Genomic DNA, 16,510 nt, shown 5'->3' on the forward strand with positions numbered 1-16,510 from the left:
TTTCAAATCTAAAGGAATTTATTTCAGAATCTCATGATAAGATAATTTTACTTCAAAAAATAAACTAAAATCAAAAATCCTTTACATTTTCATTGAAATTGTAAAGGATTTTTAGGTTGGTTGAAAAATATTGTCAAAAATTATGCCTATAATTTTTATAACTTTAAATAATAACTAAATTTGTAAGGATAAATTAAAAAATTATGCAATCGTACGGAATTAAAGCCTTATTAGAAAAAGGCAAGGATTTGTTGCTACAGGAAGTAGTTGTAAATGGATGGGTAAGATCGTTCAGAAGTAATCGTTTCATCGCGTTGAATGACGGTTCTACAATTAATAATATTCAAGTAGTAGTAGATTTCGAAAATTTTGACGAATCAATTATAAAACAAATTTCTACAGCGGCTTCTTTACAAGTAAAAGGAGAAGTGGTAGAAAGTGAAGGAGCAGGCCAAGATATTGAAATTGTTGCGAAAGAAATCAAAATTTTAGGAACTGCGCCATCTGATGATTTAAAAGGAACAATTTTACAACCAAAACAGCACAGTTTAGAGATTTTGCGTGAGCAAGCACATTTACGTTTCAGAACGAATGTTTTTGCTGCAACTATGCGTGTTCGTAATGCGTTAATGTTCGGTATTCATAAGTATTTCAACGAAAATGGATTCGTTTACATCAACACGCCAATTATTACAGGATCTGATGCTGAAGGAGCAGGAGAGATGTTTCATATCACAAACTTGGATATGGAAAACTTGCCTAAAAACGAAGAAGGAAAAGTAGATTATACACAAGATTTCTTTGGTAAATCGACTAACTTAACGGTTTCTGGACAGTTAGAAGGAGAAACAGCAGCAATGGGATTAGGGAAAATCTATACATTTGGACCTACTTTCCGTGCAGAAAACTCGAATACTTCTCGTCACTTAGCTGAATTCTGGATGATTGAACCAGAAGTTGCGTTTTTCCGTTTAGATCAAAATATGGATTTGGCAGAAGATTTTATGAAATCTGTTATCACTTATGCAATGGAAACGTGTAAAGATGATTTGAAATTCTTAGCTGAACGTTTTGACAAAGAACAAAAACAAAAACCAGAAGCAGAGCGTTCTGAATTAGGTTTAATTGAGCGTTTAGAATATGTTTTAAATAACAAATTCATTCGTTTAACTTATACAGAAGCAATAGATATCTTAAAAGATTCTAAACCAAATAAAAAAGGTAAATTCAAATATCCAATCGAAGGTTGGGGAGCAGATTTACAATCAGAACACGAACGTTATTTAGTTGAGAAACATTTCAAAACGCCAGTTATTTTATTTGATTATCCAGCAGAAATCAAAGCATTCTACATGCGTATGAATGACGATGGAAAAACAGTTCGTGCAATGGACGTTTTATTCCCTGGAATCGGAGAAATTATCGGAGGCTCTGAGCGTGAAGAACGTTTAGAAGTTTTAGACGAAAAAATGGAAAAATTCGGAATCGATAAAGAAGAATTATGGTGGTACCGCGACACAAGACGTTTCGGTTCTGTGCCACATTCTGGTTTCGGTTTAGGTTTAGAGCGTTTGGTATTATTCGTTACTGGAATGGGTAACATTCGTGACGTGATTCCTTTCCCTAGAACACCGAATAACGCTGAATTTTAATCAAAATATTTTTACGGATTATGCTTAAAAATTGTAACTTTAAGCTAAATCCGTTTTTTATATAAGCCAAAACCCAAAATATGTTAAAGCAGGAATTAAATTTAAAATTACAACAAAAACTATCGCCACAACAAATCCAATTAATGAAGTTGGTTCAACTTCCTACGGTTGCTTTTGAACAACGCGTAAAGGAAGAGTTGGAAGAAAACCCTGCTTTGGATGATCAATCTTCTGAATATGATGAAGATTACGGAGGAGAGCAGGAAGAATGGGACAATCAGAGTGATGATTTTGGCGACGAACAAGTGATTGATACAAGTGATATCAATATTGATGATTATTTGAGCGATGACGATATCCCAAATTATAAAACGTATACGAATAATTATAGTGATGATGACGAAGATAAATCTGTTCCTTACGCACAAGGAGAGAGTTTTATCGAGTTTTTGACTTCGCAATTATATACGAATCGATTAACTTCGGAACAATTTCAAATTGCTGAATTTATATTAGGAAATATTGACGATGATGGTTACATGCGTCGTGATATTAAATCGTTGGTTGACGATTTAGCATTCTCGCAAAATATTTACACTTCGCCAGAAGAGGTCGAAAATTTGTTGATTAATTATATTCAACGAATGGATCCAGTTGGAGTAGGTGCGCGAGATTTGCAAGAATGTTTATTGATTCAATTAGAAAATAAAAATCAAACAGAAGCAGTAGAATTAGCCGAAAAATTAATTTCAGAATCGTTTGATGCATTTACGAAAAAGCATTATTCGAAATTGATGGCAAAATATGATGCGGATGATGATGAGTTGCGTGATGCAATTTCGGAGATTGAACGTTTGAATCCAAAACCAGGAAAATCATTTTCGAGTAGTAGTAAAATTGTAGAGCAAATAACGCCAGATTTTACGATTCATATCAACGATGGCGATTTAGAATTGTCTTTAAATGGACGTAATGTACCAGAATTGAAAATTTCGAGTGCGTTTGCAGAAATGTTAGATACATACAAAAAAACCGAAAATAAATCGAATCAACAGAAAGAAGCTGTAATGTTTGTCAAACAAAAGTTAGATTCTGCGAAATGGTTTATTGATGCGGTTCAGCAACGCCGTAATACGCTTTTGTATACGATGGAAGCGATTATGAAATTTCAAAAAGAGTATTTCTTAACTGGAGATGAAACGAAAATCAAACCGATGATTTTGAAAGATATTTCAGACAGAATTGGAATGGATATTTCGACAGTTTCTCGTGTTGCGAATTCAAAATATGTCACAACGCCTTACGGAACATTTTTGATAAAGGATTTGTTCTCAGAATCGTTAACAAATGATGAAGGTGAAGAGGTTTCGACGCGCGAAATCAAACGAATTTTGCAAGATGTAATTGCAGATGAAGATAAGCGTAAACCTTTGACAGACGAAAAATTAACTGAAATTTTGAAAGAAAAAGGTTATCCAATTGCTCGTCGTACAATTGCAAAATATCGCGAACAACTAAATATTCCAGTTGCAAGATTGAGAAAAGAAATCTAAAATTTTTAGAATATAATCAATAAAAAAAGAGCTTTTTATAAAGCTCTTTTTTTGTTTTTACCCCAAGTTGTCATCCATTCAAAATAATCTTCTTTGTATGAATTATCATTCAATTGCGTAATAATTTTTTGTTGTTTTTCTACATTCAAATCATCATCAATCACAGAAAAGTTCAAGAAAATATCTTTACCGATTAATTTAGAAAAGAAATTTTCATTCTTTAATTCTTCCAACACTTCGATGCATTTTTCGTTAATTTTATTTTGAAATTGATAAAACCAATCTTCGTCATCGTCGTGTTCATCAACTATTTGTTTGCACATTTGATTGATTTCTTGGAAAGAATTTTCAGCTCCTAAATAATCATATTTCCATTCAGAAGGCTCGTATTTGTAGTAACAAAAATCGTCTTCATCCGATACTTTTTCCAAATGTTCGATAGAATTTGCTGAAGGATGAATAGCTATTTTCGTGTCGTTATTGCACAAGGCAAAAGCGTAAAGGTCTTGGGAAGGATTTTCGTTATAAATTTTCAAAAAGGCTTGTTTGGTTGATTGCACTAATTTGTTTTTTAATTCATTAAAATCCATTCATTTATATTTTTTAATCAGTTTTAATTATTTTTTGAAATGTAGTAAAATTCTTTAAATATTAAATCATTGTTAATTTATTTTTTAAAGACAAATTTAATTATTATTCATTTTCTATGTAACTTTTCTGTAATTCACACGTTATTATAGTAAACAAACCTTATATGTCTAAATTATATATATCAATTTTACAGTTGATTTAGCAGAAGGAAATTATACGTTTCGAATAGAAAAAGCTGGAGTTTTGCTTCATAAACAAACAATTTTGTGTGGAAAAAATCAGGATTTAGGCGTTATTATTCTTCCTAAAAAATGAAAACATTACATTAAATGAAACGGTTGTAAAGAGTCAGAAAAAATTAATAGAAAAGAAAGTTGATCGACTTGTTTTTAACGCTGATTTAGCGGAGGGAGCAAAAGGCGAGAGGCATTAGATTTGCTAAAATTGGCGCCTCGTGTAAAGGTTGATAATAATGTAGTTTCGATAGTTGGTAAAAGTAATTTGCGTGTGATGGTGGACGATCGTTTGTTGGAAATGTCTGGTGATCAATTGACAAATTATTTAAAAACACTTCGTGCAGATGATATCGAGAAAATAGAAGTAATTACAAATCCGCCCGCTAAATATCAAGCAATAGGAAATAGTGGAATTCTAAATATTGTATTAAAATCTGGTAAAAAAGACTCGTGGAATGGGAGTTTGTCGTCGTCATTGCAACATTATAACAAACAAACTTCATTGGTTTTTGTAAAATAAATATCAGATTGTCCAATTCCGTCATATTCACCAAAACCTCCAAAAAATATTAGAGACTAATGTCTATTTATTTTTTCGATAATTAAACGATGTACTATTGTTCCAATATGGGACCGAAAGAGAAAAAAATAGTGGAAAAAATAAAAATATTGGCGGAAAATTAGGTTTAGATTATAAAATTTCGGAGAAGTTGACAATTAGTTTTACGGTTGATTTATATGCTGGAAATCGAAAAGGAACTGGTGGTACGAAAGCAACGATAAATAGTTTGGATAAGAACGAATTGTTAAGTTATATTTTGAATGATCGAAATGGGAGCAAAGGAAACACGAAATACAATACGCTGAATTATCATTTAATTTATAAAATGGATACGATCGGAAAAAAAATGACATTTGATTTTGATTGGGTAAATTTTAATAATAACAATACAAGTGTAACTTCAAACCGATTTTTTAATTCAGAAGATGTTGAAAATAAAACAGAATATCAAGGAAATAAAAGTTTGTCCGATCAAAAAGCAAATAATTATAGTTTGAATATTGATATGGAACATCCCGTTAATACTTGGAAACTAAATTATGGTCGACGCTATAGTTGGACGAAAAATAATAGCGATAATTTATTTTATAACACATCTTTGGGAACGCCTGTTTATGATGAAAAGTTGAGTAATGGTTTTTATTATGACGAAAATATTTTGGCTTTTTATGCGAGTATCGAAAAAGATATTTCAGAAAAATGGTCTGCAAAAGTTGGTTTGAGATACGAAAATACAGATGCAAAAGGTTTTTCTCCGCAAGAAAATCAACATGATACCTATAAATATGATGGATTATTTGCAACCGCTTATTTGATGTATAAACCTGCTGAAAATCATTCTTTAAGTATTAATGTTGGACGCCGTATTGATAGACCTTTTATGGGACAATTGAATCCGTTTCGTACCATTTATTCTCCTTATTCTTTTGCAGAAGGAAATCCGAAGTTAAAACCTTCTTATTCGTATAATTATGAGTTGGAATATGCATACAAAGATTTGGCAATTACGACGTTGTATTACAGAAATTCTACGGATGAAATCAATCAAATTGTGGTTGTAAATCCAACTGAAAATACACAAAATTGGATTCCATATAATTATGCTGATTCGGAGAGTTTTGGGATTAGTGAAAATCTAAATTTCAAGCTTGAAAAATGGTGGAGAGTCAATGGAGCGATTGATTTGTATTACAAAAAAACGAAAGGAATTATTCCAGAATACAATTATGTATTGGATGGATTTAATGGAGACTTTCGTTTGACAAATAATTTAGAATTGAATAAATCGAAAACATTATTGTTTAATCATACTACAAATTATACAACAAAAACAATTGATGCCATGTCAAGAAGCCGCGCTAATTGGAGTACAGCTTTTGGTTTGAGAGCGTTATTTTTGGATAAAAAATTCGAGGTTTCGTTTAATATGAACAATGTATTTAAAGATAGAGCTTGGCAAGATCAAAGTTTTAGTAACGATACAAAATTTGTTTATACAGGACAATCTGCTCGTTATTATCGTGTTGGAATTCGATACAATTTCGGAAAATCATTCACAATAGAACAATCAAAAAGTAGTTCAGAAAAAGGAAGACTGTAAATTGTTAAAAACAAACCCCAATATTGATTAAAATATTGAGGTTTGTTTTTTTATTTGTTATAAATGACTTTACTTTTTCTCCATTTTATAGAACAATAAAATCACAAAACTAATGGTAAACGAAACGCCCATTGCAAGAGCCGAAGCTTTCATTCCGCCAGAATATTCAATCAATAATCCATAAATAACTAAACCTAAAAATAAGGCAAATTTTTCGAACACATCATAAAAACTAAAATAGGTTGTTGTGTCTTCTGTTTCTGGTAATAATTTGGCGTATGTAGAACGTGACAAAGCTTGCAAACCTCCCATTACAAGACCAACCATTGCAGCCATTACGTAAAATTGAGTTTTTACATTAGGATCATTTTTATTAATTAAATAACCAATAATACATGTAATAATCCAGATAAAAATTCCGATTAACAAGGTTTTCTTATTTCCTATTTTCCCTGATAGAAAAGAGAATAACCATGCACCTAAAACAGCTTCTATTTGAATTAATAAAATAGTCATAATCAATTCTGAAGATTCCATTCCAATTTCTGAACTTCCAAACATTGCAGCCATCAAAAAGATAGTTTGCATTGCTAAACTGTAAAAGAAAAATCCAGCCAAAAAAACACGAATATTTTTGTATTGATTTAGATCTTTGAAGGTATGTTTTAAATTTTTAAAACTAGATTTGATGATATCTTTTGGAATTTCGCGATCATATTTGTGATTTGGTAATTTACTTAATGCAATTTGTCCAAATCCTAACCACCAAATTCCTGTTAATAAGAAACTTATTCGAGTAAACATTGCTTGTTGTTCTTCTGGAGCGAATTGTATCATCGCCAAACAAATTGTCAATAAAATGACAGAACCAATGTAACCAAACATATAACCTTGTGCCGAAACTTTGTCCATTTTTTCGTCTGAGACAATTTCTGGTAAATAGGCGTTGTAAAAAACTAAACTTCCCCAAAAACCTATGCTTGCAGTGATATTGAGTAATAAAGCTAACCAAACTAAATCGCTTGATGTAAAGAAAAACATTCCGATACATGAGAACGATCCTAAGTAGCAAAAAAAGCGAAGAAATTTGATTTTATTTCCGATTAAATCTGCAATTGAAGATAAAACAGGAGACAAAACAATCACAAAAAAGAAAGCAATTGCTAATGAAAAATTGAATGCGGATTCTGGTAATAATCCTAAGAATTTAATTGGTTGATCGTTCGCATCATAGGTCATTAAAGTGTAATAAACCGGAAAAATAGCAGAGGCAATAACTAAAGAATGAACAGAATTTGCCCAATCGTAAGAAATCCAAGCTCGTATTAGTTTGGGATTATCTTTTGTATTCATAAATTTTTATAGTAATGTAGGTTAAACTTAAGAATAATTTATCAAAAATAATGTTTCGTAAAAATTAATTGTTCAATCTTCTATTCTTTCAGTTCAAATTTGGTCAGTTTATTGTCTTTGTAACAATAAAATTCATAACTATCTTCTCCAATTCTGAATACTTTTTCGAGATGGATTTTATCGTAATTAGGTAAAATTTCATTGTATTTTTTTAATAAATTTTCAGGTAGCTCATTCGGTTGAATTGGACGTTCAATCTCAAATTCACCATCTAACGAATATTCCATCACAAAATCGCTGTTTCGCCATTTCAAAGTTGTTTCATTTTCGTCACCTTTACTTGTTGTTGTAAGTTGAACTTTATCTTCTTGAATGATTTTTTGGGAACTTGTATAAAAAAGTGTAATTCCAGAAATAACCATCGCTGCATAACCAACTTTTCTGAAAATAAAATCGCTAAAATAAGGTAAAATATATTTGACCGTATAAGAAGAAATAATTGAGGCAATTGCAATCGTCAATCCAAGTAATAAAGCGTTTTTTGAGTATAAACCAAGAACAATATAAATGATTAATTTTATGATATGAAGTATAATTTCGTTGGCAGCTCGTGTTGCAATAATTTCTTCTTTTGTTAATCCATATTTTAAATAAAATCTATTGAATAATAAGCCAATTGCTCCTGTTATTCCAGATACAAATCCAGCTAAAAAACCTACAATGGCCAAAATATATTTTGGTGAAGGTTTTTCTTCATTGTCTTGTTGTTTTTTGTTTTGAAATAATTGTGGAACATTTGAAATCAATAATAAAGCTACAATAATTTGCAAATAAATTGGGTTGATAAATTTGATTAAATAAGCACCCATTAAAACTGCTGGAATTGAAAATGGCACAAACCAAAAGAAGATTTTCCAATGTACAGATTTTCTGAAAGCCGCTATTCGAGAGGCAGAACTTGTAAATGTTCCAATTGTTAATGAAAAAGGAACTAACGAAGTCGGAATAATAAGATTGAGTATTGGAATTAAGATTAAACTTGCGCCACCGCCACAAATTGCACTTATCCAAAATGCTAAAATTGCTCCAATAAATAGGAGAAAAATAGTAAAAATCATAATCAGAAATTTTATTCTGTTACAAAATTAGGACAATGATTTTAGAAATAAATGTCTAAAGACTTATCTTAAGTAAAACTTAAGAATAAGTAAATCTTAATTGAAAAAGATGATTTTTCGGATAAATTGTTTGCGAAATTTGCTGAAAATTATTTTTTAATAAGGCTTTAGACGAGGCGATATTTTCTTTTTTCACCCAAGCTTCAATCAGCATATATTTTCTCGATTTCAACTCTTTCGAAATCAGATTGATGATTCGTGTTGCGTAACCTCTGTTCCAAAATTGTTCATCAATCGAATAACCAATAATCGCTTTGTCGTGAAAAGGTTGAAACATCACAGTACCAATCAATGTTTCAGAAGATTTTTCGATAACAGCAAAGCGAAATTCATATCCAGAATTCTTTTTTTCTTTATCTCTTTCCAGCATTTTGTATGCATCTTCGATCGTTTTCATTGGTGCGGTTTCGCGATATTTCATGGCTTTTGCATTCGAATAAATTTCGAAAAGTCTAGCTACATCAGTGTCTAAAAGCTCTCTGAAATAAATTAATTCGTCTTCCATATTTTGGTTTTAAGAATTTGCTTGACGTTCTAATTTTTCAATCAATAATGCTTTTGCGTTTGTAAGCGCATAATCTTTAGCTTCTGCAAATGAAACGTTATATTTTCGTTTAAGTGATTGCATATCTTTTGGTAAATCGTTTAAAAGTTTATCATAATAAACATCTAACATTTCAGAAGTTGGCATTTTGAAATCAATTTTTAACTGAAATCTTCTCAACAATGCGACATCAATAATATGTGGGTGATTTGTAGCGGCAATCAACAATGAGTTTTGTGGCAAATAATCAATTAATTGAATTACTGTGTTCACTAAACGACGCATTTCGCCAACGTCTTTGTCATCATTTCCACGCGCTTTTCCGATTTGGTCAAACTCATCCAAAAATAGAATTGCTTTTTCACGAGCAGCTTTATCAAAAAGCATTCTTATATTTTTCGAAGTTTCACCAATTCTTGACGAAACAATATTGCTTAAATTCAGAATCAATATAGGTTTTCCGATTTCATTTGCAATTGCTTTTGCAGTTGTTGTTTTTCCACAACCCGAAAATCCATGTAACAAAATTTTATTATTGACAGGTAAATTATATTTGCTCAATTCCTCTATATATCGATGTTCTTTGATAAGTTGTTTTACTTGCACAAGATTTTGATCATCCAAAAAAACATCATTCAAAGAAATTTCTTCCTTATCGTCAACAATTAAATCGTAAATATTCATATCAATTTTACTTCAAGACTCAAAATTAAACTATTTTAATCCGAAAGCAGATTTTTAGTACAAAAAAAGCTTCAGATTTCTGAAGCTAAAATTATAAACCATCATATGATAACTTATTGCAATTGTATTTCAAGCATTAATCGTGGTAATTGCAATAATGATAATCGCAATATAATTTTCAGAAAAAAGTGTCAATGCCTTTTGATAAGTTTCTCCTAATAAACCATGTTGACTAATATTTGTAATTTATTCTGTCATCTACAATATCACACGCTCTTCTTCTGTAAAAAGTGTTGTTTATCGCCATGCATTCAACAAAAAAATAAGTTGATTTGTTTCGCTTAATATCATCGCTTCTTTGGTGTGCATATTAATACAAAAAGCACAACCATTGATTTGTGAAGCTTTGGTTTTAATAAGTTCTAAATATAATTTATCTAATTCAGAATTTGCTAAATAATTCTCTAAACCCATACATCGCTTCGTAAGCTTTTGGTTCTAATTTTTGAATATTTAATCGTGATTTCATTTCCTAATTTTTTACAAAGTTCGTCGATTATTTATTCAATAAAATTAAACTGGTTTAAGAAAACTCTTTCTTTCGGATTTCGCTTAAATATTCGGGTGTGAAACCTAAATAAGAAGCCAATAAATATTGAGGAACGCGTTGTAAAAACTCAGGAAAATTTTTCTTGAAGTGAAGATAAAAATCCTCTTTCGAAAACTCTTTCAAATATTTGGAAAGCATTTGAGCAGCAGCATTTGCTTTTTGATAAATTTGTTTGAAATACGAATTGAAAATAGGATTTTTTTCGCATAAAATTTCTTTGTTCGTTTTACTCATTTTCATAATAATTGCATTTTCTACAGCTTGAATATAAAACTCAGAACTTTGTTGATTAATGTAAGAAAACAAATCTGTCAACCACCAATTTTCTATAGCGAAATCAATGGTTTGTTCTACATCTTTTTCATTGATGAAAAATAACCGAATACATCCAGAAATAATAAAATAATTGTACGTACAAACTGTTCCAGCTTTATGAATCATTTCTTTTTTTCTTCACCGAAAACTTTTTAAAATATTGGACTGAATCGTGAAATTCTTCTTCAGAAATTGAAGTGAAAATTTGAATATGTTTCTTTAACTGACCGAAAGAATTTTCCATTTTATAAGCTTAATATATTTCTCTTTAAAATTAATGATTAGTTTCCGAAAGGATTTAATTTAGTTTAAAATAATCAGGTTTATAGTCAGAATTTGGAGTGCAATTTGCTTGAAATGAATTGTCGAAATAACATAAAAATAATCTATAAAGATTTGACATTATTTTTTACTTTTATGAACCAAAAAATAACAATAATATGGCTTCAGGAATATTTGCAATTTTAGATGATATTGCAGCATTGATGGATGATGTAGCGGTTACAAGTAAAGTAGCAGCGAGTAAAACAGCAGGGATTTTAGGAGATGATTTGGCTGTAAATGCTGAGAAAGCAACGGGATTTTTATCTTCTCGCGAAATACCAGTTTTATGGGCAATTACAAAAGGTTCTTTTATTAATAAATTGATTATTGTTCCAATTGTTTTGACACTAAATCATTACATGCCAGAGATCATAAAATATGTTTTGATTTTGGGAGGTTTTTATTTAGCTTTTGAAGGTGTAGAGAAGATAATCGAGTTTATTTTTCACCGTCCAAAAAAAGGTTCAGAAGTTATTCATGAAGATAAAGTAGATGATAAGAAACAAGTTTCGGAAAAATCAAAAGTGAAATCTGCGATTATTACAGACTTTATTCTTTCGATAGAAATTGTGATTATTGCATTGAGTACAGTTTTGGAACAACCAATGTTGACACAAGTTTTTACAGTTTCGTTTATTGCAATTTTAGCAACTATTGGCGTTTATGGGATTGTAACCTTAATTGTTCGTATGGATGATGCAGGTTTTAAACTGATAAAAGCATCACACGACAAAGGAGCTGTTTCTAAATTAGGGCACTTTTTAGTTGCTGCATTGCCTTTTGTGATTAAAATTTTAGGATTTGTAGGGACTGTTGCGCTTTTATTGGTGTCAGGCGGAATATTTGTTCACAACATCGATTATATTCATCATCATTTACCTACAGCAATTCCAATGATGATTAACGAAGCTTTGATTTCATTAGTTGCAGGATTATTGGTTGTGGTACTTGTCACAATAGTTAAGAAATTAATAGGTTTAGCTAAAGGTTAGGAGATAGAATAGATTTAGAAAAGGATTGTTTTCATTTAATTAAGAAATCATCTTTTTTTATCCTCAAATACACACTTTCAACGTATCTTTAGGGCAATTAAACAATAAATTATGAAAATAAAGTCGATAATAGCACTTTTTTTTCTCGCTACCACTTTTACTTTTGCTCAAACAAAACAGATCCTGATTGAAAATGTTAGAATTTTAGATCATCAAACTCAAGCATTAACATTACCAATGAATGTTTTGGTTTCTGGTCAAAAAATTGAAAAAATTAGTTCTGCAAAAATTTCATCACCTACTCAAGATGTTGTAAAAATTAATGGAGGAGGAAAAACATTGATGCCAGGTTTAATTGATGTTCATGTACATATGGTATTTGGTTCATTGACGATGACGCAAATGATGTCGCCAGATATGTCAGAAGAAATGTTAATGAATAAAGTTGGCGAAGCTTCCCACAAAATGTTGATGCGCGGTTTTACAAGTGTTCGTGATGCTGGAGGGCCAATTTTTCCTTTGAAATTAGCCATTGATAAAGGTAAAGTTGCAGGGCCTAGAATTTGGCCTTCAGGCGCAACGATTAGTCAAACGGCTGGTCACGGAGATTTTAGAACTCCTGAAGAACGTTCGCGTCGTTTTTTTGGTAAAGCATCTCGTGCAGAGGAATTAGGAGCTACTTTTATTGCTGATGGAAGAGATGAAGTTTTGACAGCAACAAGAGAAAATTTACGTTTTGGTGCGAGTCAAATCAAATTGATGGCAGGTGGAGGAACGTCTTCTGCTTATGATCCGATTGATGTTACGCAATATACTTTTGACGAAATGAAAGCGGCTGTTGATGCTGCTGAAGATTGGGGAACCTATGTAATGGTGCATGCCTATACGCCGAGAGCTGTGCAACGCGCTGTGGAAGCAGGAGTGAAGTCAATTGAGCATGGTCAAATGTTAGATGAAGAAACATTGAAAATTCTTGCTAAAAAAGGCGTTTGGTTGAGTCTTCAGAATTTGATGGATAATAATGAAAACATGGACGAGCAGCGAAAAGAAAAACGTAAACCAGTTTTGGATGGTCAAGATAAAGTTTGGCCATTAGCCAAAAAACTTGGTGTGAAGCTCTCATGGGGAACGGATTTCTTGTTTGAACCTGAGCTGAATGATGAGCAAAATAGTTATATTTTACGTCTTCAAAAATGGTTTACAAATGCTGAAATTCTGAAAATGATTACTCAAGATAATGGTGAATTATTACAGTTATCTGGTTTAAGAAGTCCATATCCAGGGAAATTAGGTGTTGTAGAAGAACAAGCTTTAGCAGATTTGATTTTGGTTGATGGAAATCCTTTGAAAGATTTATCGTTAATCGCTAATCCAGATAAAAACTTTTTAGTCATTATTAAAGATGGTCAGATTTATAAGAATACAATTAAAACTAAAAAGTAAAATTATCATACATTATAAAAAAACGAGATGAATTTTTACTTACCTCGTTTTTTTTAGTTATAAAAATTAGAAATTTTAGATCTTATTTATCGGCTTGAAATTTGTTGAAAAAGTCAATGGTTTATTTATAAAAAATTTTGATTTTGAATAAGTAAAACTGTAAATTAATAATTAAATCTTAATAAAAATGTCAACACCAGAGAATATTTATTATAGAGTAATTCTTCCAGACGATGAGATTATAGCTACTTTACTTATTGTCCATGGTATGCAAGAACATAGTGGGCGATATGAAAATTTTGCAAAGTATTTGGCTGACAAAGGAATTCTAGTTTTGTTATATGATCATTTGGGGCATGGAAAAACAGCGAAAATAGAAGAAGATTACAGTTTTTTCTGCTTAGATAATCCAAAAGAAAATTTAATAAATACGGCAAAAGATTTAGCTAATTTGTTAGAGAATAAATACCCTTTATTACCGCATTTTATTTTGGGACATTCAATGGGATCGTTTATAACACGTTGCCTACTTCAAGAATATGGAAATCATTTTGATGGTGCTATAATTATGGGAACAGGAGGTAGGATTCCTGGAATTAAATTATTGAGTAGTTTTTTAAATCTTCTAAATAAATTGATTCCTCATAAAAGAAGTCAATTACTTAATACTATTTTTTCAAAATCGAATAATAAATATTTTAAAAATGAAGAAAATTTTCAGGAGACTAATTGGCTTAGTTTAGATGAGTTAAATCGTTTAAATTTTCTGAAAGATCCTCTTTGCGGAATACCTTTCACTGTTAACGGTTTTTGTACTTTGATTAATTTAAATATACAAGCAACAAAAAAGAATTGGGCAAAAGCTATACCGCAATCTTTACCTATTTATTTTGTGAGTGGAGCAGATGATCCAATTGGTGATTTTGGTAAAGGAGTTTTGCAATCGTATAAAGATTTAAAGCAAAATGGATTTCAATATGTAACAATGAAACTATATCCAAACTTGAGACATGAAATATTGAATGAATCTATCAAAGATGAAGTATATCAAGATATTGTAGATTGGTTAACGGTTTTGATAAATCATAAAAAAATAGAGCAAAAAGACGTTTAATAAATCTTTTTGCTCCAAAAAAAATTATTCTCCTAAAAGAACACCAGAAACATTCCAATAACTGAAACTATTTCCTTCAGGTTTTCCTTGCGGAATTTTTATTTGTATACTATGTTTTCCGGCTTTTAAATTGCCCAAATCTATAAAATAAGGATTTGTAATTGTTCCTGGACACCAATTAGAACGACTATAATCAGATGATGATAAACCATTGTCAAAATTACCAGAAGCTGGATTGTAAGCGCGATAAGAACCACAATCTTGTCTCCAAGGAACTATATTAAATACTTTTTGTCCATCAAGAAAAATACTATTTTCTTTCGGAACAAATTCATCACCATTTTCCCAACCGCCATGTCCAGTTGTTGTAAAACGTAATTTAGCATTATTGTAATCTTCTTTCAACGTGAATTCTACTGTAAAACCATTCGGATTTTCGAACAAAGTAGAGTATTCTTGTCCAGCCATTTCCATCACATTTGCAGTATTGAAAATTGGTAAAGCCTTTTTAATTGGCATTGTTGTAGAACCTGATGGATGAACAGAAATATTGGCAGAAATAATATGTCCGCCTTGATCATAATTTCCAATGAAGAAACCAATCAAAACTTCTTGATCAGATAATAAACCTTGAAATTCTGTGATTTCTTGACGATATTTTGCTTCGGTTTCCCATGTTTGATTTTTTAATTGAATATGATTGAATTTTTTAATTCCAAAAGGTGTGAAAAAGCGCATTAATTCAATAGTTGGCGAATAATTTTCTGTCAAAAAATAACCTTGATATTTCTTATTATTTGCAGATGTAAAAATCGGTAATTGATTAATTCCTTTTTGTAAACCATCCATAAATGTAATTTTAGAATCACGGGGAATCAAAAACACAGAACCAGTTCTGTCGTAAGCATCACCATTTGATTGTTGCGAAACATTTAAGAAAACTTGGCTTCCTACTTTAATTTGAGGAATTTTAATTTTTCGAACCACAACAGTTCCATTAGCAAAGCGATAAATTGAATCATTTGACGAAAAATCTTTACTAAAGTTAACTTGTTGATGTGATAAAAGTGGAATATCAACGAATTTACTTTTCCAAATAATGTCTTTATATGTCAATAAATCAACTCGATTTTGAAGCAATTCTTTTTGGATAAATTGACTTGGAATCAAATCTTTTTCGCGTTCTATTTTCGAAGCTCGAATAGTTGAATTATTATTTCGAGTAAATTCTAAGACAAAACCTAAATTCATTCCAATCATTGTTGGAGAGGCATTCAATTCCATATTGTCCACAAACCAAACGTCTATTGTATTCGAATTGATATTTGTTGTTGCTTTTTTACAACGTAAACCTAAAATTCGTTTTGTTTCTTTAGAAATCGTGAAAACAGATTTATTAAACGAGACAGAATCATTTGTAATAATAGAATTAGTCGGGTCAAATTGCGTAATCATTGAGATGATTGATGGATTTGTTTTGGAATAATAAAACATTTCATCAGGATAATTTGTCGAAGAATTAAAGCTTTGTTGCTTTCCAATAATTGTTTCTTTTGTATTCGCAATAACTTGTATGGGGTTATTTTCTTCGACTTTCTTTCCGTTCGAAAAGCGTTCATACGTAATTTTGTAGGTTTCCTGTGCATCAAGAACAATAGCCTGAATACAAAAAATTATAAGTAGAATTGATTTCAATTTCATGTGTGATAAATAAAAAAGGTTTACAAACGAATTGTAAACCTATAAAAATATCTGATTG

General features: G+C 30.7%; 15 protein-coding genes. 7 read left to right on the forward strand and 8 right to left on the reverse strand.

Translation table 11 applies throughout. The annotated features are described in order from the left end of the window. Positions 1–203 precede the first annotated feature (203 nt). On the forward strand, positions 204–1,652 hold the full coding sequence (gene asnS / locus B4G36_RS01760) for an asparagine--tRNA ligase (RefSeq protein ID WP_180904648.1): 1,449 nt from the start codon (positions 204–206) through the stop codon (positions 1,650–1,652). An 80-nt stretch (positions 1,653–1,732) separates the two neighbouring features. Next, on the forward strand, positions 1,733–3,205 hold the full coding sequence (rpoN, locus tag B4G36_RS01765; protein ID WP_115000980.1) for an RNA polymerase factor sigma-54: 1,473 nt from the start codon (positions 1,733–1,735) through the stop codon (positions 3,203–3,205). 35 nt (positions 3,206–3,240) lie between these two features. On the opposite strand, the gene B4G36_RS01770 is transcribed toward rpoN, so the two are convergent. Then, positions 3,241–3,795: a DUF4303 domain-containing protein gene (locus B4G36_RS01770; RefSeq protein WP_291061503.1), complete on the reverse strand. Its 555-nt coding sequence runs from the start codon at positions 3,793–3,795 to the stop codon at positions 3,241–3,243. Positions 3,796–4,231: 436 nt separating this feature from the next. Between B4G36_RS01770 and B4G36_RS01775 the strand changes: the two genes are divergently transcribed. Together B4G36_RS01775 and B4G36_RS01780 are read left to right on the forward strand one after the other, a co-directional pair. Next, the gene (locus B4G36_RS01775; RefSeq protein WP_291061505.1) at positions 4,232–4,552 is read left to right on the forward strand and encodes a hypothetical protein; all 321 of its coding nucleotides are present in this window, start codon (positions 4,232–4,234) and stop codon (positions 4,550–4,552) included. Positions 4,553–4,649: 97 nt separating this feature from the next. Continuing rightward, on the forward strand, positions 4,650–6,194 hold the full coding sequence (locus B4G36_RS01780) for an outer membrane beta-barrel family protein (protein WP_291061507.1): 1,545 nt from the start codon (positions 4,650–4,652) through the stop codon (positions 6,192–6,194). Positions 6,195–6,263: 69 nt separating this feature from the next. Here B4G36_RS01780 and B4G36_RS01785 read toward each other — a convergent pair whose 3' ends face one another. The 6 genes from B4G36_RS01785 to B4G36_RS01810 all read right to left on the reverse strand — a co-directional run bounded on the left by B4G36_RS01785 (position 6,264) and on the right by B4G36_RS01810 (position 11,004). Next, positions 6,264–7,547 carry an MFS transporter gene (locus B4G36_RS01785; protein WP_291061509.1) on the reverse strand — a complete coding sequence of 428 codons (1,284 nt, stop codon included), beginning with the start codon at positions 7,545–7,547 and terminating at the stop codon, positions 6,264–6,266. An 80-nt stretch (positions 7,548–7,627) separates the two neighbouring features. Continuing rightward, positions 7,628–8,665, reverse strand: coding sequence for a sulfite exporter TauE/SafE family protein (locus tag B4G36_RS01790; RefSeq protein WP_291061511.1), 1,038 nt, complete (start codon positions 8,663–8,665; stop codon positions 7,628–7,630). 79 nt (positions 8,666–8,744) lie between these two features. Continuing rightward, positions 8,745–9,230 (reverse strand): GNAT family N-acetyltransferase, encoded by a 486-nt coding sequence (locus B4G36_RS01795; RefSeq protein WP_291061513.1) that lies wholly within the window; start codon positions 9,228–9,230, stop codon positions 8,745–8,747. A gap of 9 nt (positions 9,231–9,239) precedes the next feature. After that, positions 9,240–9,953 carry an AAA family ATPase gene (locus tag B4G36_RS01800; RefSeq protein ID WP_291061515.1) on the reverse strand — a complete coding sequence of 238 codons (714 nt, stop codon included), beginning with the start codon at positions 9,951–9,953 and terminating at the stop codon, positions 9,240–9,242. Between the two features lie 297 nt (positions 9,954–10,250). Continuing rightward, positions 10,251–10,427 carry a carboxymuconolactone decarboxylase family protein gene (locus B4G36_RS13950; protein WP_312192984.1) on the reverse strand — a complete coding sequence of 59 codons (177 nt, stop codon included), beginning with the start codon at positions 10,425–10,427 and terminating at the stop codon, positions 10,251–10,253. 109 nt (positions 10,428–10,536) lie between these two features. Beyond that, positions 10,537–11,004 (reverse strand): Crp/Fnr family transcriptional regulator, encoded by a 468-nt coding sequence (locus tag B4G36_RS01810; RefSeq protein ID WP_291061517.1) that lies wholly within the window; start codon positions 11,002–11,004, stop codon positions 10,537–10,539. A gap of 314 nt (positions 11,005–11,318) precedes the next feature. Here B4G36_RS01810 and B4G36_RS01815 point away from each other — a divergent pair, with 314 nt between their 5' ends. From B4G36_RS01815 to B4G36_RS01825, 3 genes are all read left to right on the forward strand, one after another. Next, positions 11,319–12,194, forward strand: a complete 876-nt coding sequence (locus B4G36_RS01815) for a DUF808 family protein (RefSeq protein ID WP_291061519.1) — start codon at positions 11,319–11,321, stop codon at positions 12,192–12,194. Between the two features lie 111 nt (positions 12,195–12,305). After that, the gene (locus tag B4G36_RS01820; protein WP_291061521.1) at positions 12,306–13,637 is read left to right on the forward strand and encodes a metal-dependent hydrolase family protein; all 1,332 of its coding nucleotides are present in this window, start codon (positions 12,306–12,308) and stop codon (positions 13,635–13,637) included. A gap of 187 nt (positions 13,638–13,824) precedes the next feature. Next, positions 13,825–14,751 carry an alpha/beta fold hydrolase gene (locus B4G36_RS01825; protein WP_291061523.1) on the forward strand — a complete coding sequence of 309 codons (927 nt, stop codon included), beginning with the start codon at positions 13,825–13,827 and terminating at the stop codon, positions 14,749–14,751. Between the two features lie 24 nt (positions 14,752–14,775). Here B4G36_RS01825 and B4G36_RS01830 read toward each other — a convergent pair whose 3' ends face one another. Further along, entirely contained in the window at positions 14,776–16,452 is a 1,677-nt protein-coding gene (locus tag B4G36_RS01830) for a PNGase F N-terminal domain-containing protein (RefSeq protein ID WP_291061525.1), read from the reverse strand. Between the last annotated feature and the right edge of the window lie 58 nt (positions 16,453–16,510).

This window comes from Empedobacter sp. UBA3239, assembly GCF_002362875.1.
In the GTDB taxonomy this organism is placed as follows: Bacteria; Bacteroidota; Bacteroidia; order Flavobacteriales; family Weeksellaceae; genus Empedobacter; species Empedobacter falsenii_B.